Source organism: Dokdonia sp. R86516 (assembly GCF_044596715.1).
Lineage (GTDB): Bacteria > Bacteroidota > Bacteroidia > Flavobacteriales > Flavobacteriaceae > Dokdonia.
In genome coordinates this window covers 1,513,536-1,530,325 of record NZ_CP138998.1, presented here as the reverse complement: position 1 = coordinate 1,530,325, position 16,790 = coordinate 1,513,536, and the positions used below count along the sequence as shown (strand labels likewise).

Here is a 16,790-nt window from a genome sequence, read left to right as displayed (position 1 = left end):
AGCTGGAGCATCACAATTAATTACACTAAAACAGTTTTATCTACGCGCGCAAAAGCCGCTACGAGATCTTCTTTAAGATCTTCTATATTTTCAAGACCAACAGAAAGACGTACGAGATCTTTAGTTACTCCAGTTGCCTCTTGCTCTTGGTCTGAGAGTTGCTGGTGTGTGGTGCTCGCTGGGTGTATAATGAGTGATTTACTATCACCTATATTTGCGAGTAGTGAGAAAAGCTTAGTCTCGTTTGCAATAGTTTTTGCACTTTCAAAACCACCTTTTATACCAAAGGTGACAATCCCACTCTGCCCCTTAGGCAAGTATTGCTTTACAAGATCATTGTACTTACTTGACTCAAGACCTGGATAATTTACCCACGCCACCTCATCACGAGTTTCTAGCCACTGCGCAAGTGCAAGTGCATTTTGCGAGTGCTTTTGCAATCTAATTTCTAGTGTTTCTAGCCCTTGTAATATTTGGAATGCATTAAATGGGCTCAATGCCGCACCGTGATCTCTCAATCCTTCTATGCGCACCTTTGCAATAAAGGCTGCCTCTGCAAGTGCATCGTGGTATACTAAGCCGTGGTAACCTGCAGATGGCTCTGTAAACTCAGGAAATTTACCATTACTCCAATCAAATTTTCCTGCATCTATAATCACTCCGCCTAGTGCGGTACCATTACCGTTTATGTATTTTGTAAGTGAGTGAATCACGATATCTGCCCCGTGCTCTATTGGGTTAAGAAGCGCTGGAGTTGCCACCGTGTTATCTACAATGAAAGGGACTTTGTGCGCTTTCGCGAAAGCGGAAATACCTTTTAAATCTAATACATCCAGTTTAGGATTGCCTAGTGACTCCACAAAGAAGGCACGGGTATTTTCTTGTGCTGCGTTTTTAAAATTTTCTGGATCTGAAGGATCTACAAAAGTGGTTGTAATCCCAAAACGAGGAAGCGTCACACTTAGTAAATTATACGTTCCTCCATAGAGACTACTTGAGGCTACTACGTGGTCCCCTTGCTTTAAGAGTGTAAGTAGCGTGGTGTTAATTGCCGCAGTACCAGAGGCTGTTACAACAGCTGCTAGCCCTCCTTCTATCTCTGTGAGGCGCTTCTCTAGCACATCATTTGTAGGGTTATTAAGGCGTGTGTAGATAAAACCTGGCTCAGAGAGGTTAAAAAGGTTTGCTGCGTGGTCTGCATCATTAAAAACGTAGGCAGTGCTCTGGTAAATAGGCACGGCTCTTGTTCCTCCGTTTGCTGCATAATCGTGTCCTGCGTGCAACGCTTTGGTTGCTAATTTTTGTGTACTCATTTTTCTTTTTTTTGAGTTTAATAGATTCCCTCTCACCTTGTGTGAAAGGATTAAAAACAAAAGCCAAACGTCTCTTAAACCTTTTTACAGGCTCTCAAGATTTTTAAGAAAAATATTATAAGAAAAAACATAAGCACGTACCTGAGCGGTACTGCTCGATGTTATCTATCCTCAAGATTCGGTAATGAGCGACTCTTGGGTAGAATGTAGCACCTTCTTTCTAAGTGAAAGGGTTGCTAAGGCTTCATAGGGTCATTCCCTCAGCCTTTCTTGATAACATTTCAATAAGTTGTTGAACTTTGTGAGCACAAATATTGTAAAAACAATTTTACAAAAACAAACTTTTTAGAATAATTTTCTAAATAAAGTTATGTTAAATTCAATTAAACAAAAATTAAACTATATTCAATCTATATATAAAACTATTTTTCTAATCTCTCCATAAAAGCAGAAAATAGGTCTTAGAAAATTTTCACAAAAAAATAACATTACCCTACCAGATTGGTAGGGTAATAGATTATTTATATCATTAAAGTTTCTTTACTTTTGTCCCCATAATAACGAGGACAGATTTGACTGCTTGCAACCTCAAAAAAAAATGGCTAAAATCAAACACAAGACTTTAACATTTCTTGTGTTATGTTTCTACCCAGCACTCGTCAAATCTACTTCTTGACAAAAAATTAAAAAATGGCTTATTTATTTACCTCAGAATCTGTTTCTGAAGGACACCCTGATAAAATTGCAGATCAGATTTCTGACGCACTTATCGATAACTTTCTTGCTTTTGACACGCAGTCTAAAGTTGCTTGCGAGACCCTAGTTACAACTGGGCAGGTAGTTCTTGCAGGAGAAGTAAAGTCTAATGCATACCTAGATGTTCAAAAAATTGCCCGTGAGACTATTAATAAAATAGGATACACAAAGGGTGAGTATATGTTTGACGGTAACTCTTGTGGTGTACTGTCTGCCATACACGAGCAGTCTGATGATATAAATCGTGGTGTAGACCGCGAGAGCAAAGAAGAGCAAGGTGCAGGAGACCAAGGTATGATGTTTGGCTATGCGACTAAGGAAACTGAAAACTATATGCCACTAGCTCTCGAGCTATCACATAGATTACTCATTGAACTAGGTAAACTACGCCGTGAGGATGATGAGATTACTTACCTACGTCCAGATGCCAAAGCACAAGTTACTATTGAGTATAGTGATGATAATGTGCCGCAACGCATTGAAGCGATTGTGGTGTCTACACAACACGACGACTTTGATGAAGATGAAGCAATGCTAGGTCGCATACGTGGTGACATAAAAGATATTCTTATACCTCGCGTAGTAGGAATGCTACCAGAAAATATCGCTGCGCTCTTTAATGATGATATTAAGTATCACATCAACCCAACGGGCAAGTTTGTGATAGGTGGACCTCACGGAGACACAGGTCTTACAGGTCGTAAAATTATAGTAGATACGTACGGTGGTAAAGGAGCTCACGGTGGTGGTGCTTTTTCTGGAAAAGACCCATCAAAGGTAGACCGCTCTGCAGCTTATGCAACGCGTCACATAGCAAAAAACCTAGTAGCTGCCGGAGTAGCAGATGAGATACTTGTACAAGTATCTTATGCAATAGGTGTTGTTGAGCCTATGGGAATCTTTGTAGATACCTACGGCTCATCAAATGTGTCGCTATCTGATGGTGAGATTGCTCAAAAGGTAACCGAACTTTTTGATATGAGACCAGCTGCAATAGAAAGCAGATTAAAACTGCGCTCTCCTATATACAGCGAGACTGCAGCATATGGACATATGGGACGTACAAACGAAGTGGTAACAAAAACTTTTGAAAGCTTTGACGGTAAGAAAAAGGAAGTTGAAGTAGAACTCTTTACTTGGGAAAAACTTGATTATGTTGAGAAAGTAAAAGAAGCTTTTAATCTATAGTCTATCGGTATAGATAGTAAAAAAGGGAGCCACTAGGCTCCCTTTTTTTGTTTTGTAAGTTATCACTCATATGTGCTCAATGTAATGCGATTTCCTGACAGGCTCGAAATGACGACTGATTTCCAATTACAATTACCTAGTCTTCTTACTGTTATGTGATTTATCGGCAGGCTCGAAATGACAAAAATGTAGTTACTCAAATATGATTTTATCAACTTCGATCTCAAAATCTGTTGCGGCTTTTGTATTTGAAATTAATCCTATGCGTATAATATCTGCGAGATCTTCTTTATCGGGCTGCCCTTCCATAGGCTGTCCTAATCTGTAGGTGCCAAAATTTGCTAGATTATAGGTTACGGTTTTCCACTCCCCTTGAGTGATGGGTAGGTTTATTTTATAATTCGGTCTCCAGAATCTTTTATACTTATTGAGCGTGAGCCCAAAATCTTGCCCTGTAGATTTATATCGTACAGTCACGGTTGTATAACTGGACAAATCGTACGACTGGTAAGGAGTTCTCAAGGATGCAAAACCACCATTATTCTCCAGACTTACGCTTCCGCGAAAGATGATACTTTCCTTAGTTTGCTCAATACTACCCGTAGATAATCCTCCCATTACTCCATCAAGCACGACAAACCAGTCATCACAAGTGTTGCAAGTAGTTCCAAAATCAAAAGAGAGCGGTGTCGTGTTCATAGTAGTTGTGATCAGTAAGGCTAAGAGATACTTCATAGCTTTTTTCTTTAAAGTTACGCTTTCGCGAAAGCGTAAACCTTATACTTACCACATTTTTAACACTACTCGGCAAGTGTCATTTTCTTCTTAAAACGACGATCAATAAGAAATTGAACAACAAAAAGAAAGACAAAAATCACTCGAGCAAACATTGGGAACACCATTGTACAGAGCGCGGCAAGAACCCAAATTATTAAAACATTTATAGCCCTTGCACGGTACCAGCGATACAGTACTCTGGTAAAACCTGTTTTCTTGTTTTCTGAGTAATACACATAGCGCGTCATAATTAAGTTAAAAACACCTATAACCGCAAGATTGATACAATAAAACATAAAAGGACCTGGGTAATCAAACCCATTTACATACATCGCTGTTGAGAATGGAAGTAAGACGATGGTGAGCAAGAAAAATATATTAATCCACAGTAGCTTACCTGTTACAACACTTACAAATTTCATTAACTTAATGTGACCTATCCAATATAATGCACTCACTAAAAAACTCACCACTAGACCTATGAAATCTGGTATTCTGTTAGCAAGCACGGCTCCAAAAGACAACTTATTAAGTGTAGCAATACTTGGGACACCTACCTCTAGAATGAGAAGTGTCATTACAATAGAAAATACAGCATCTGAAAAGTTTACTACGCGAGCTTTATCATAAGTTTCTTGTATCATTTTTCTAAAGTAATTAAAAAAAGTAAAAGCGACCTCATAAAGAATGAAGTCGCTTTTAAAAAGTGTTTCTTGTAGTTATGCTACAAACTATACTGTACTGTGAACATTACAATACGAGGCTGCACAAAATACTCTGTATTTGAGATGGTAAAATCATTTACACTATTTGTACTTATCACATCTACATCGAGTAAGTTTGTGGCTTGTATTCTAAACTCCCACTTACTTTCTGGTTTTTTATAGTACAGATTTGCTTCTAAGAAAGAATATCTGTTTTCTATCTCAGTACTATCGTCATTATCGTCATAGTTGTACAAGCTCCAGTCTGCAGCAATTGTAAATCCTTTACCAAAACTCCACTCTGCATTTGCAAATGGTCTATTTGTAAAGAAGGTTCTATCTGTCACCCCGTTATCTGAGTTTGTGCTCGTAAAGTTATAACCTATTTCAAAATTGGGACCTTCTTTAAAATTAGTCTCTGCACTCGTTGTATAGTTTTGGGTTAAGTTCTTTGTATTACGATCTTCTGTATTTACAATGTTGTTGAGATCACTGTAGCTACCTCTTGCGCTTGCGTTAAACTTCCATTTTTTAAAACGTTTTGAGAGGCGCGCATTTGCACTTAACGTCTGGTCTGCAAAATTTGTATTATTTACAGGTCTTGATATTCTGTTTATCCCTATAAAGTCACCGGCCGTCTTAATAGGATCTACACGACGGCTATAATTAACACCCCCAAAAAGACTCGTAAAGTTGAACATACTGAAGCTAAAGTAATTTAAACTCACGTCGTGATAGATGGCATTTTCTATATCTCGATTACCTCTAAAGAGGCTGTTGTAGTTATTAAACAACAAGCCTTCGGCAAAGTTATTTACGTCTGTATACTGGGCAGTCATCTGGTAATTAAAACGCAAGCTTTTACCTTGAGAAAACTCAACTACAGTATATAAGTCTGGTAGCACCATCCACTCACTATCTTCTGTTGTGCTCCCTAGTTGTGTACTCTTAGTAGTATAATTATGTAGTGTAAGCCCTGGTGTGATTGTAAATATGCCAGTCTTTATTTTATAATGAAGACCTAAAAACACATCACTGAAATTAAAGCGCACATCATTACCTATAGGTGTACCATCTTCTGTCTCGTTGAGATCTTGACTGCTACCGTTTTCTAAAATTTCAAATAAATTAGAATTAAAGTCTTGACGGCTCAAAGTGGTTCCTAGTGTAAAGTTGAGATTACTTTTATTATTAAGAACATAGTAGTAATCTATCTTTGCGTCAAGCTTGTTTGAGATGACGCTTTTATTTTGATTAATATCAAAAAGCCCGTCTGCTCCTGCTGTAAAATCTATGGCCTCAAAAGGATTATCTGGATCATCTGGGTTAGGAGACGTAAAAGGCTCTTGAGATAATAACGCACTATAAAATGGATTTTCATCCTGATATAAATGCTGGAAGGTACCAGAGAATATGTTATTCTCATCTAGCGTATAATAAACGTTTGCATTTTGATTTATAGAAAATGGTTCATTCTCCTTATTCTGGTCTACAACGTCTGTAGTGGTCTCTCCATCTTGCGTAATAATACTTGCGCCATCAGAAAATTCTGTTTGTTTTGACTTTTTAAGCAGTACATCATAATCTACCTGCAGGCTAGCATTAGGTTTAAACTTTGAGCTTAATTTTGCCATACCAAGCTGGTTGCGCTGGTCTGTCACTTCATTAAACCCTTGAGTAAAGCCCTGATTGATAAATGTGTTGAGAGAGTTATTTACAAAGTTGGTTTTATTATCGCTTAGTAGCGCAAAGCCACTAAGGTCCCACTTAGGTGAGGCTGCATAGGTGAAATTTGCTGCTACAAAATTAGACTCAATCTCATTTGCTCTATTATTTTGAGTAGTCAAAAAGCCTAAACCGCTATCGCTTACATTAAATCCAGTACCACCTCGTCTATTAAACCCTCTAAAACCACCTGTAAAGTTGAAATAATCACGAAAAGTAAAAGGAACATCTCCCGTATTATTAAAGTTAGATATAACATTAATACTTCCCTTAGGGCTGTAATAAAACAGTTTTGCCTTACCCAAATAGCGCGTTTTCTCACCATCACCTAGACCGGCAGTCACATCACCAAACCAAAAATTAGTCTTTCCTTCTTTAAGTCTTAAGTTTATCGCGACATTATCTTGGTCATTACCCAAGCCTCGCATCTGGTCTACTTCATTATAGTTTTTAAGTACTTCTACTTTTTTAAGTGCATCTGCAGGGATATTTTTTGTTGCTAGCTTAGAGTCTCCGTCAAAAAACTCCTTCCCCTCTATCATCACCTTGCTTACGACCTGTCCTTCTACCTCAATCTCACCATCATCATTTACCTCAACACCCGGTAATTTTTTAAGTACATCGCCTAGCTTGCGTTCTGTACCATTTGTAAAACTGTCTGTGTTATAAACAATGGTATCGCCTTTTATAGTAACCGGCATCTCATAGACAAGCTCTACATTATCAAGCTGATTTGGGTCCTCTTTAAGTACAAAATCTTTAACTACCTCATCTGCATCTTGGGCAGGTGTAAACTCTTCTAGTATAGACTGTAATCCCAAGTAACTAACTTTAAGATCATAAGTAACACCCGTAGCAAGATCCAGCTTATATCTACCAGATTGATCTGTAATACCGTAAGACTCTAAGGTACCTTCAACTTTGTTTGTAGCAATAATATTTGCTAACTCAAGTGGGTTTCCTATGCTGTCTTTAACCACACCTTTAAGTGTCATACTTTGGGCAAAAATAATACTGGGCAATGCAAGCAGCACTGCCAAAAGAAGTTGGGTATTTTTCATCTTTGGATTGGTTGTTTTTTTACATCGCAACGTCCAGCAATTAAGTGTCGTTGTGTATAAAATAATTATGAAAGTTAGTCCTACGCTTTCGTACTTCGGCAGGCTTTGTATAGACTACAGCAAACTGAAAGCGATGATAGTCTTTCTAAAATCTGCCGCCGCCTTGACCACGTCTTCCTCCTCTGCCGAAACGCTCTGCCATTTCTTTTCCTTTTTCTTCAAGGATTTTTGTGTACTCCTCGCGGCTTACTTCCTTACCTTTTACAGGAGCCTCAATAGTTACAGGCTCTTTTGGGTTTAACACCACCTTTGTGCATAAAATAGTGGTATTACTTGTGCTTAACTCTAGTATTAAACCTGGTAACCCGCCAAACTCGTCTGGGCCGTGACTTGCAGGAATCATAGGTGTGTACCAAGCTACGATTTCTTCAGTCTTTGGTTCCTCTTCGGCAACGGTTCCTCCAGCCTTTTTAATAGAGTCATTTTTTTCTTGCAACTCTCTTGCTCTTCTCCCCATTCTAGACCACAGGTTGGTCTCAAGGCTGCGCGTTGCTACTGCCTTAAAAACGGGATACTGCCCTATCATCTTACTTTCTTTAACCAGCTCCCAGTTAAGGTTATTTAAGGTGTCTTTTACAAGAAAAGTTTTACCCATCATATCATTCTCACGTGCATAGTCATTACTTGCACGATTAGAATAAATACCTCCTTGTGTAAAACCACCGCCAAAACCACGGCCTCCTCCACCTTGTCCTGGAGTTTCTAACTTTGCCTCTTCCTTATAAAAAGACTCATCTTTTGTAAAGCTTAGTGTATATTCTTTTTCTAAGAAGCGCTTCATACGCTCCATCATTTGCTTTTTCTGAGCTTCGCTCATTTGCTGACCACGACGTCCAAAATTAGACATATCTACCGTGCGTTTGCTCTGGTAAGTAGCCACCCCAGTAATCTCCTGCGCAGTAACCACTGCCGAAAAAAGGAATGTGCAAATCATTAAAAAAGAAAAGGTAGCTTTACTCATATCATCTGTGTTTAAAACTTTAGACTATAAAGCTAGCTAATAGTTTAATACGGGTTAAAAATTATTTATCCCTGTATCTCAATACTGATGTGATTACCTCCCTTTTTACCTTTGGTCTGGTAACGCTCCATCATCTCTTTTGCTTTTGCTGTAGAAATTTCTTCATACTCCTCTGCACTTACTTTTTTACCTTTTGTAGGTGGTATTATGTTAAGTTTTTCGCTTGGATTGAGCACTACCTTTGTACACATCATAGCCATCTTACCGTCATTTACCTCGAGTATAAGTCCTGGTAATCCCCAGAAACGATCTGGCCCTTGCTGCACAGGTATGTCTAGCGTGTACCAGGCTGTTGTGACTTTTGTTTCTTTTGTTGGGGCAGTTTCTTCTCCATTAACCATATTAATAGTCTCCTTCTCTTCTGTAAGTGTCGCTTTAAAACAGGTGTATTGCCCTATATTTTTAATCTCTTTCTCAAGTTTCCACTCAGGCTTTTTTAAGCTGTCTTCTATAAGGAAGTCTTTTCCCATTAGATTGGTCTTATTTGTAAAGCTCTGCTCTTCTATATTATTAAACAGCTCATCATTACTAGTAGATACTTGAATTTGTATCCCGTTACTTGAAGGCGCTTGTGGCTTATCTAAGCTTGCATTTTCTTTCCACAAAGACTTTTTTCCATCAAAGGTGAGTGTGTATTCTTTTTGAAACTGCTTGCGTAGCTGTTCTTGTAAGGTCTTCTGTATATCACTAGTAATACCAGAGGTACTGTCCATCTTCATTTCTATATGACGCTGCGTTTGGTAAGTTGCCACTCCAGATACTTGTTGTGAGTACGCTTTCGCGAAAGCGCAAACCATCACAAGCACTAGTAAAGTTTTGGTTATAGATTTCATAGTATTTATGTTATTTGTTGTTCTTTTTATTTTGTTGCTCTAGCTTTTCAAGCCTAGATTTTAGTTCTAAAAAGGATGGGCTTTTTTCAAATATGCGTGCCGCTTCTGAAAGTTTTCTCTCAATGTCACTTAAGTCCTTCTTAGTGAGCCCGGCGAGTGAGGCCTGATCATCCTCATCTAGATTTATGGTAAATTTTATTTTTTTTGTGACCTTAGCATTCAGACTATCTAGAGTAACATCTTCTTTTTCGAGAGTGTAACTTATTTTCTGACTTACCTCTTCCATCTTAGTCTGTAATTTTACAATATCTGACTTTGAAAAGAACTCATTGCGTTCTACATCTTCAAGCTTTTCAGAAAGAACTGTGAGCGCCTCTTTTAGTTCTTCTTTAAATTCTTGAGACACTTCGAGCTTCAATTCTTTTTCTTGAGCAAAGGAAATACTCGTTAGTAATGTTAGAATAATTGTGATGATTGTTTTCATAATAGATTGATTTTAAAATGTTTGTTGTATTGAACAGTACAAATATGGAGAACATCTATGGCTATTTGAGTTAACAACCGTTAACGAGTGTTAAGCGATTTGGTAACAGCTAGTTAACCCACTACATTTGAACTATGCAAGAAAGACATTATAAAACCATATTGTACTTTATAAGCGCCGTCATAATATGCACACTCGCAGTGCAGATTTACTGGAATTATAAAAATTATGAGGTAGGAAGAGCACAGCTCAAACGTGATATGCAAACTAGCATTGACAATGCTGTAAGCGCTTATTATGAAGGCATCACGGCTTCTAACACTATAGGATTTCTGGGAGACAATCAAAATCTTGATTTATTTTTTAAGTCAGATAAAATGCAGAATCTAGGTAAGCGTGTAGACAGTGGTCTTACTATAAATAGTATTAAAATAGAAGAGACTAATAATGATGATAACATTATAGTTAAAGGTGCAAGCCCAACAGAACTAGACAGCATTTTTGCAAGCCGTGTTGTTAAGGTAGACACCACATATGCTCAAGAGTTTAAGCGCAACTCACCTACATCGAGCGCTCATACTACTTTTAAAGTTTTTGGCGAAAGTGAAAAAGCAGTAGAAGTACTTTCAAAAAGAATAAAAAACAACTTACTTAGCTCAGAACAGGTAACAGACTCTTCACAAACAGCATTACCAGATAGACTTGAAGCACTTACAGATCTTACAACAAGTATTGTTTTATCATTTAAAGATGATAAGATAAACGTGCCTACCCTAGATAGCCTTATTAACCTAGAGCTTACGCGAAAAAATCTAAACAACACACAATATACTATTGCTTACAACACAGCAGAAAGTGACACCATACATACACTCAATAATCACGATCTTGCTATCGTCTCTACCTCAAATTTGCTCCCTAAGAAGAGTAGTCTAGCCGTAGGTTTTAAAAATGTAGCCAGTATCGTTTTACAACGTAATTTACTGGGGATGCTCCTCTCCCTACTACTTGTAGGTGCTGTAATAGCTAGTTTACTCTATCTCCTCAAAATCATACAGGAGCAAAAGCAGCTTGCCGAGATTAAAAATGACTTTATAAGCAACATCACCCACGAGTTTAAAACCCCCATAGCCACCATAGGTGTAGCTATAGAGAGTATACAACACTTTAATGAGGCAGACAGTAAAGAGAAAACAAAAAAATATCTTGAGATGTCATCACAGCAAGTATCAAAACTCAACACGATGGTTGAGAAGCTACTTGAGACCGCCACTTTAGACAGCGAAGCTTTAGAACTTAATAAACAAGAGACTAACCTCGCTGAGCTACTTGAGCACATCACACAATCACATCAAGAAACCACAAATGGTAAAACATTAACTTTTACCACTCAAGACAGAAATATAAGTGCCTCTATAGATGTTTTTCACCTAGAAAACGCGCTAGATAATATTATAGATAACGCCATAAAATATGGCGGAGACACCATAAAAATAGCCCTTAACAGCACAAAAGAAAACATACAAATCACCATCGCAGATGGTGGTAACAAGCTTACAAAACAACAAGCTCAACACATTTTTGATAAGTTCTACAGAGTGCCAAAGGGAAATAAGCACGACGTAAAAGGTTTTGGTATAGGTCTCTACTATACAAAGACCATTATAGAAAAACACAGTGGTAATATCGCGATACAAACCCAACCCACCACTTTTAAAATCACACTGCCTTATGTCTAAAATAAATCTACTACTCGCCGAAGATGAGCCTGCGCTAGGCCAGATTGTAAAAGAGAGCCTTGAGACTAGAGACTTTATAGTCACACTATGTCCAGATGGTGAGATTGCTTTTAAAAAATTTAAACAAGACACTCCAGACATACTCGTACTTGATGTAATGATGCCTAAGATGGATGGTTTTACTCTAGCCAAAGAAGTAAGAGCTATAAATGATGAAATTCCCATTATATTTCTCACAGCAAAGTCTCAACCAGCAGATGTTGTAGAGGGGTTTAGCATAGGTGGTAATGACTACCTAAAGAAACCCTTTAGTATGGAAGAACTCATCGTGCGTATTAAAAACTTATTGAATCGCTCTGCACAACAAAAAAAGTCAGAGGTACTTAAGGTGGGTGACTACAGCTTCGACTTCCCGAGGCAAGAATTACATTACAATAATGACGTCACCCGTCTCACACATAGAGAAGCTCATCTTCTTTTTAATCTGGTAAAAAATAAGAATCAAGTGCTGGACCGTAGCCTGATCTTAAAAAAGCTATGGGGCAATGATGATTTTTTCAACGCACGTAGTATGGATGTATTTATCACAAAACTTCGCAAAAAACTCAAAGACGACCCTCAGGTTGAGATTGTAAACGTGCGTGGCTATGGTTATAAATTGCTGTGCTAGATTTATATTTAACGCAAAGTATTAGTTGCTGTGTTACGCTTTCGCGAAAGCGGGAAACTACTCCATTTTAGGCTTAGCCTGAAACATATTAATTAGAAAGAAAGTTCCAATCTTACGAGCTCTAAACTTTGCCATCTCTGCAAGGTCTCCTTCATATAATTCATCTACCGTTTGCACCCAGTGATTGAGCCACACACCAAAGTGTTGCTCATTTATAGCATAATCTTCATCTCTATCTACACGTTTGTGAGCCTGTAAAGGTCTTCCTGTAAAAATGCGCTTTTGAAACAGGTTACCTTCCCAAAAATCTGTGAGATGCTCAAAGTGATGTGGCCAGTCTGTAATGTGTTTATTGAAAATAGGTCCCAGATAAACATCACTACGTATGCGACCATAAAAAGTGGTCACCAGCTTATATACGTCTTCTCTATTTTTTATCTCTTTTCTCACATTACAAAGGTATTAACTATAACGGCTAGATTTTTGTACTTTGCTTACTAATGCATAAACTGATTTACATACTATTATTTCTTGCTTCTATCACAGTTACAAGCCAGAGCTACTCCCTAGAGAAGATCAATGAGGTCACACTAGACACAGACACCTTTATAGCTGTAGATGCTTTTAATGCATTATACCACATTAAAGGTGATATCTTATATAAGACTGATGTGCAAAATGAGTATCAATTTTCGGCATTGCAACTGGGTGCGTTAACTTCGGTAGATGTGCTCAACCCGCTTAGAATTACCTTGTTTTATGAAAGTTCAAACACAGCTGTCATTCTTGACAACACACTTAACGAGATCACACGTGTGAACTTCTCTACGATAGAAAACTTTAGAAATGTAAGCCACGTGCGTACGGCAAGTGATCGGTGGTTCTGGATTTTTAATACAGATTTACAACAGTTAGAAATTTTTGACTGGAATACTCAAAAGGTTCTTACTCAGTTTCCCCCTATGGCACATAATGCCACAGCGCTTATGAGCAACTTTAACTTTGCCTGGGTGAGTACAAAAGATGGTGTTTTTTACTACAATAATTATGGAAGTTTTATAGAGAAGATAGAAAGTCCTGAAAGCCAGCTTATGTCACAAGACAAAGGTGCTTTTATACTTTATGCAGATAAGAAGCTCTATTACAAACCTAATGATACTGCTGCTGTAGGAGTTATAGAAACATTAGATTTATCTATAAAACAGCTTTCTTTAAAAGGGGAAAGTCTCTATATTTACAGTGATAAAAAGCTCACTGCTTTCCGTCTCAAACTAGCTAAACAACCTTAACTATGCACATCGCCATCGCCGGTAATATTGGTGCCGGTAAAACGACACTGACTAAACTTCTCGCAAAACATTTTAAGTGGACTCCACAGTTTGAAGACGTGGTAGATAACCCTTACCTAGATGATTTTTATAATGAGATGGAGCGCTGGTCTTTTAACCTGCAGATTTACTTTTTAAATAGCCGTTTTAGACAATTACTAGAGATACGCGATAGCAATAAATCTATTATACAAGACCGTACTATCTATGAAGACGCATTCATATTTGCGCCTAACCTACACGCGATGGGCTTGCTTACTAATAGAGATTACAACAACTACAAGTCGCTTTTTGACCTTATGGAGAGTGTGGTAGATGCACCAGACCTTATGATTTACCTGCGTAGCTCTATCCCAAACCTTGTATCGCAAATACACAAGCGTGGCAGAGATTATGAAAACTCTATATCTATAGATTACCTAAGCCGCCTTAATGAACGCTACGAGGCGTGGATACACGGTTATGACAAAGGAAAACTTCTTATCATAGATGTAGATAATCTTGACTTTGTAGATAATCCAGAAGATCTAGGAGATATCATCAATAGAATAGATGCTGAGTTAAATGGGCTTTTCTAGAAACTAGAATTTATTATTACCCACTTAATTTCAGTTATTTACAAACACAAATGAAGCTTTTTACATCTGTAAAAAGCTTTTCTAATTGAATAAAATACTCTAGTTTTGCGCCTTGAAAAACTAACAAATATTATGAAAAATCTTAAATTTATTTTAGTCCTTGCTATTTCTGTAATGGCTATTTCTTGTGGTAATGATGATGACGGTACACCAGCGGGACCTACGCTTACTCCAGCACTTCTTGAAGGAACATATAACTTCACATTTTTTGAAAGTGAGGAGGTAATAGAACAGCAAGTAACAGGAGGGACGGCTACGACAACTATCACTGAGGTAGGTGACACCTTTGGATCATCAAACATTGTTTTTAACGCAAACGGAACTTACACTACTAGCTTCCAATACCGTTTAACAACAACTACTCAATTAGAAAACAACGACCCAGTAGAAGAAACTGAAATTATTGTCGATTCTGATACAGGTAGTTATACTGTAAACGATACAGATCAAACAATTACTTTTGACGGTGGTAACACAGGTGATGTGACTTTATTTAACAACAGCCAGTTGAGAATAGAATTTATGGATGTAGACGTAAGTACAGATAGAACATCTACAACAAATCAAGAATTTCGTTTTGAAAGACAGTAGTCACAAAGCAACTTGATAACATATAAAAACGGCTACTTTAATTAAGTAGCCGTTTTTTTTATGCTTTATGCTTATGCTATAAGACCTATAGATCTCGCGTGCTCCTCTGCAAAGGAACTCTTTTCTACTAGTACTGCCGGCGTGGTCTCATACTGTGCAAGTACACTTTTTACACGCATTACCTTTTTCTTATGTTTTACACTACGCAGATATACCGCTAGTATTTGCTCTGGATACTCCTTTGCTACTTCTAGATAAATATCTACATCGTGCTCTCCACTATCACCTATAAGCACAAACTTTAAGTCTGGATAGGTGTTTAATATATTTCTAATCTCGTGCTGCTTGTGCGGCTTTTCTGGTTTTGGAGTTTTCTCAAAAGGCCCTCTAAAATCTCTTAATAATATAGGCCCTTTCGGGAAATTTTGATTCCTCACAAAAGATTCTAGGTAGTTATATAAATTCCAAGGGCTGTTACTCACATAAAACATTGGGTTTGCATCTACTCCAGAAGTTCCTCTATGTAGCTTTTGATATAAGGAAGGAGCTCCCTCTAGCGATGTGCGCCTCCCTACATCTTTAAAAAGTGTATTTACTATCACCCTCCACTTAAGAAGCGACGCTACTCCCGTGTGTAATATCGTATCATCTATATCACTTATGACTCCATAAGAAGCATTTTCTGAAGGAATAAGCATCTCTATAGCAAACTTATTTTCTCCCATAAGCACCACATCCTTTTTTACATCATCAAAGCTCACTGTAAGCTGGAGCCATCCCTCGCTATTAGTCATCTTATCTAATCCGTGAACCTGCTCATCTATTTTAAAATATCCTTCGGCATCTGTGGTGGTATAAAAGACAGCTCCATCTGGCAAAGTCACTTTGAGTTTTGTGTGACGCAGCTCATCTGTAGCAAACTGTTTATAGGCATTTTTAAAAGCAGCAAGCACACCCTTTTTCTTTAGATCTACTCCTTCGTGCTCTAAAGCGCGCCCTATGAGGTATAAGTGATTTTTAGTTCCATAAGACTGGTACCCGTCTATTTGTATAGGATCTTGTTTTTTAGAAAAGAACATTGTACGATGTATTGGTTAGTATTACGCTTTCGCACTTCGGCAAGCTCAGTATAAACTTCAGTAAACTGAAAGCGTAAAAATAATAGCTTCATAAAAAAAGTGCACAACTATAGTAATGCACTTTTTTTTAGTAGAGATATGTCTCTATTTCTTACGCATTTTGAGGGATTCCTTTTACCTCTCCTCTAGCTGGGTAATCTTTTTTCATAATAAAATCAATCCCTCCTAAAAGATCATCAAATTGTGGTCTCGCAAATGGCATCGATTGCACTGAAGAAAAGAAAAGTGTACCATCTGGTTTAATTAAAAATAGTCCAGGCTCTGTAAAGAAGTCTGGCTCCTTATCTGAAATAGCTTCAGAAATATAAAGTCCGTACTCTCTAGCCTTTTCTAAAGACAGATTATAACCAATAGGAAGTGATGGGATATCCCAGTCTTCTCCTGCTATTTTAGCACGCTTTTCTGTGTCTGCGCTTATCGCAATCACATTAATTCCTCGCTCTGTAAATTTATCTAGTTGTGACGCTAGGTCCTCTAGTTGCGCTTTACAGACAGGACAATGTAATCCCCTATAAAAAACCACGAGCGTAAAGTTTTCTACATTTTGCTCACTTAATTTCCAGTTAGTATCATTTATTAAAGGTACTTCTAGTGAAGGTACTTTAGTCTTAGGTAGTATCATAATCTTATTTTTTTATAAAAGTACCTGAGATGAAGGTTAAAGTATATTAATGTGACAATAAAGGTTTGTTAAGAAATTCTATGACAAGCACTTCCACCTTCTTTGACTAGAGGTCATAAAAAAAGCAGCCTGATGGCTGCT

Annotated in this window: 16 protein-coding genes and 1 riboswitch; of the genes, 6 read left to right on the top strand and 10 right to left on the bottom strand. The window is 37.7% G+C overall.

All coding sequences use genetic code 11. From position 1 onward, the window contains the following. Window positions 1-20: 20 nt before the first annotated feature. A complete protein-coding gene (locus SJY23_RS06955; protein WP_396597971.1) occupies window positions 21-1,313 on the bottom strand; it encodes an O-acetylhomoserine aminocarboxypropyltransferase/cysteine synthase family protein in 1,293 nt (430 codons plus the stop codon). Between the two features lie 158 nt (window positions 1,314-1,471). Beyond that, window positions 1,472-1,593, bottom strand: a riboswitch (SAM riboswitch). 410 nt (window positions 1,594-2,003) lie between these two features. Between SJY23_RS06955 and metK the strand changes: the two genes are divergently transcribed. Further along, window positions 2,004-3,257 (top strand): methionine adenosyltransferase, encoded by a 1,254-nt coding sequence (gene metK, locus SJY23_RS06950; RefSeq protein ID WP_396597970.1) that lies wholly within the window; start codon window positions 2,004-2,006, stop codon window positions 3,255-3,257. 192 nt (window positions 3,258-3,449) lie between these two features. Here the strand turns inward: metK and SJY23_RS06945 are convergent, their stop codons facing one another. The 6 genes from SJY23_RS06945 to SJY23_RS06920 all read right to left on the bottom strand — a co-directional run bounded on the left by SJY23_RS06945 (window position 3,450) and on the right by SJY23_RS06920 (window position 9,922). Continuing rightward, on the bottom strand, window positions 3,450-3,992 hold the full coding sequence (locus tag SJY23_RS06945; RefSeq protein WP_396597969.1) for a CIA30 family protein: 543 nt from the start codon (window positions 3,990-3,992) through the stop codon (window positions 3,450-3,452). A 65-nt stretch (window positions 3,993-4,057) separates the two neighbouring features. Further along, on the bottom strand, window positions 4,058-4,678 hold the full coding sequence (locus tag SJY23_RS06940) for a TMEM175 family protein (protein ID WP_396597968.1): 621 nt from the start codon (window positions 4,676-4,678) through the stop codon (window positions 4,058-4,060). A gap of 80 nt (window positions 4,679-4,758) precedes the next feature. Then, window positions 4,759-7,524 carry a carboxypeptidase regulatory-like domain-containing protein gene (locus SJY23_RS06935; RefSeq protein WP_396597967.1) on the bottom strand — a complete coding sequence of 922 codons (2,766 nt, stop codon included), beginning with the start codon at window positions 7,522-7,524 and terminating at the stop codon, window positions 4,759-4,761. 145 nt (window positions 7,525-7,669) lie between these two features. Next, window positions 7,670-8,545: a GLPGLI family protein gene (locus SJY23_RS06930; protein ID WP_396597966.1), complete on the bottom strand. Its 876-nt coding sequence runs from the start codon at window positions 8,543-8,545 to the stop codon at window positions 7,670-7,672. A 65-nt stretch (window positions 8,546-8,610) separates the two neighbouring features. Then, window positions 8,611-9,438 carry a GLPGLI family protein gene (locus SJY23_RS06925; protein WP_396597965.1) on the bottom strand — a complete coding sequence of 276 codons (828 nt, stop codon included), beginning with the start codon at window positions 9,436-9,438 and terminating at the stop codon, window positions 8,611-8,613. 10 nt (window positions 9,439-9,448) lie between these two features. Then, window positions 9,449-9,922: a hypothetical protein gene (locus tag SJY23_RS06920; RefSeq protein ID WP_396597964.1), complete on the bottom strand. Its 474-nt coding sequence runs from the start codon at window positions 9,920-9,922 to the stop codon at window positions 9,449-9,451. Window positions 9,923-10,056: 134 nt separating this feature from the next. Here SJY23_RS06920 and SJY23_RS06915 point away from each other — a divergent pair, with 134 nt between their 5' ends. After that, window positions 10,057-11,661: a sensor histidine kinase gene (locus SJY23_RS06915; protein WP_396597963.1), complete on the top strand. Its 1,605-nt coding sequence runs from the start codon at window positions 10,057-10,059 to the stop codon at window positions 11,659-11,661. Next, window positions 11,654-12,331: a response regulator transcription factor gene (locus tag SJY23_RS06910; protein WP_396597962.1), complete on the top strand. Its 678-nt coding sequence runs from the start codon at window positions 11,654-11,656 to the stop codon at window positions 12,329-12,331. The genes SJY23_RS06915 and SJY23_RS06910 overlap by 8 nt, the downstream gene beginning before the upstream one ends. A gap of 57 nt (window positions 12,332-12,388) precedes the next feature. Here the strand turns inward: SJY23_RS06910 and SJY23_RS06905 are convergent, their stop codons facing one another. Further along, complete coding sequence (locus SJY23_RS06905) at window positions 12,389-12,781, bottom strand: group III truncated hemoglobin (RefSeq protein WP_396597961.1); 393 nt, start codon at window positions 12,779-12,781, stop codon at window positions 12,389-12,391. A gap of 50 nt (window positions 12,782-12,831) precedes the next feature. On the opposite strand from SJY23_RS06905, the gene SJY23_RS06900 reads away from it, so the two are divergent. From SJY23_RS06900 to SJY23_RS06890, 3 genes are all read left to right on the top strand, one after another. Continuing rightward, window positions 12,832-13,620, top strand: coding sequence for a hypothetical protein (locus tag SJY23_RS06900; RefSeq protein WP_396597960.1), 789 nt, complete (start codon window positions 12,832-12,834; stop codon window positions 13,618-13,620). Window positions 13,621-13,622: 2 nt separating this feature from the next. Then, window positions 13,623-14,237, top strand: coding sequence for a deoxynucleoside kinase (locus SJY23_RS06895; protein ID WP_021778044.1), 615 nt, complete (start codon window positions 13,623-13,625; stop codon window positions 14,235-14,237). 132 nt (window positions 14,238-14,369) lie between these two features. Next, window positions 14,370-14,888, top strand: coding sequence for a hypothetical protein (locus tag SJY23_RS06890; RefSeq protein WP_035334657.1), 519 nt, complete (start codon window positions 14,370-14,372; stop codon window positions 14,886-14,888). 71 nt (window positions 14,889-14,959) lie between these two features. On the opposite strand, the gene SJY23_RS06885 is transcribed toward SJY23_RS06890, so the two are convergent. Beyond that, window positions 14,960-15,967, bottom strand: coding sequence for an App1 family protein (locus SJY23_RS06885; RefSeq protein WP_396597959.1), 1,008 nt, complete (start codon window positions 15,965-15,967; stop codon window positions 14,960-14,962). 151 nt (window positions 15,968-16,118) lie between these two features. Continuing rightward, window positions 16,119-16,649, bottom strand: a complete 531-nt coding sequence (locus SJY23_RS06880; protein WP_035334659.1) for a peroxiredoxin-like family protein — start codon at window positions 16,647-16,649, stop codon at window positions 16,119-16,121. Window positions 16,650-16,790 lie beyond the last annotated feature (141 nt).

Excerpts from the sequence above, each read along its gene's own strand:
- SJY23_RS06955 (WP_396597971.1), bottom strand. The coding sequence starts at position 1,313 with ATGAGTACACAAAAATTAGCAACCAAAGCGTTGCACGCAGGACACGAT.
- metK (WP_396597970.1), top strand. The coding sequence starts at position 2,004 with ATGGCTTATTTATTTACCTCAGAATCTGTTTCTGAAGGACACCCTGAT.
- SJY23_RS06945 (WP_396597969.1), bottom strand. The coding sequence starts at position 3,992 with ATGAAGTATCTCTTAGCCTTACTGATCACAACTACTATGAACACGACA.
- SJY23_RS06940 (WP_396597968.1), bottom strand. The coding sequence starts at position 4,678 with ATGATACAAGAAACTTATGATAAAGCTCGCGTAGTAAACTTTTCAGAT.
- SJY23_RS06935 (WP_396597967.1), bottom strand. The coding sequence starts at position 7,524 with ATGAAAAATACCCAACTTCTTTTGGCAGTGCTGCTTGCATTGCCCAGT.
- SJY23_RS06930 (WP_396597966.1), bottom strand. The coding sequence starts at position 8,545 with ATGAGTAAAGCTACCTTTTCTTTTTTAATGATTTGCACATTCCTTTTT.
- SJY23_RS06925 (WP_396597965.1), bottom strand. The coding sequence starts at position 9,438 with ATGAAATCTATAACCAAAACTTTACTAGTGCTTGTGATGGTTTGCGCT.
- SJY23_RS06920 (WP_396597964.1), bottom strand. The coding sequence starts at position 9,922 with ATGAAAACAATCATCACAATTATTCTAACATTACTAACGAGTATTTCC.
- SJY23_RS06915 (WP_396597963.1), top strand. The coding sequence starts at position 10,057 with ATGCAAGAAAGACATTATAAAACCATATTGTACTTTATAAGCGCCGTC.
- SJY23_RS06910 (WP_396597962.1), top strand. The coding sequence starts at position 11,654 with ATGTCTAAAATAAATCTACTACTCGCCGAAGATGAGCCTGCGCTAGGC.
- SJY23_RS06900 (WP_396597960.1), top strand. The coding sequence starts at position 12,832 with ATGCATAAACTGATTTACATACTATTATTTCTTGCTTCTATCACAGTT.
- SJY23_RS06895 (WP_021778044.1), top strand. The coding sequence starts at position 13,623 with ATGCACATCGCCATCGCCGGTAATATTGGTGCCGGTAAAACGACACTG.
- SJY23_RS06890 (WP_035334657.1), top strand. The coding sequence starts at position 14,370 with ATGAAAAATCTTAAATTTATTTTAGTCCTTGCTATTTCTGTAATGGCT.
- SJY23_RS06885 (WP_396597959.1), bottom strand. The coding sequence starts at position 15,967 with ATGTTCTTTTCTAAAAAACAAGATCCTATACAAATAGACGGGTACCAG.
- SJY23_RS06880 (WP_035334659.1), bottom strand. The coding sequence starts at position 16,649 with ATGATACTACCTAAGACTAAAGTACCTTCACTAGAAGTACCTTTAATA.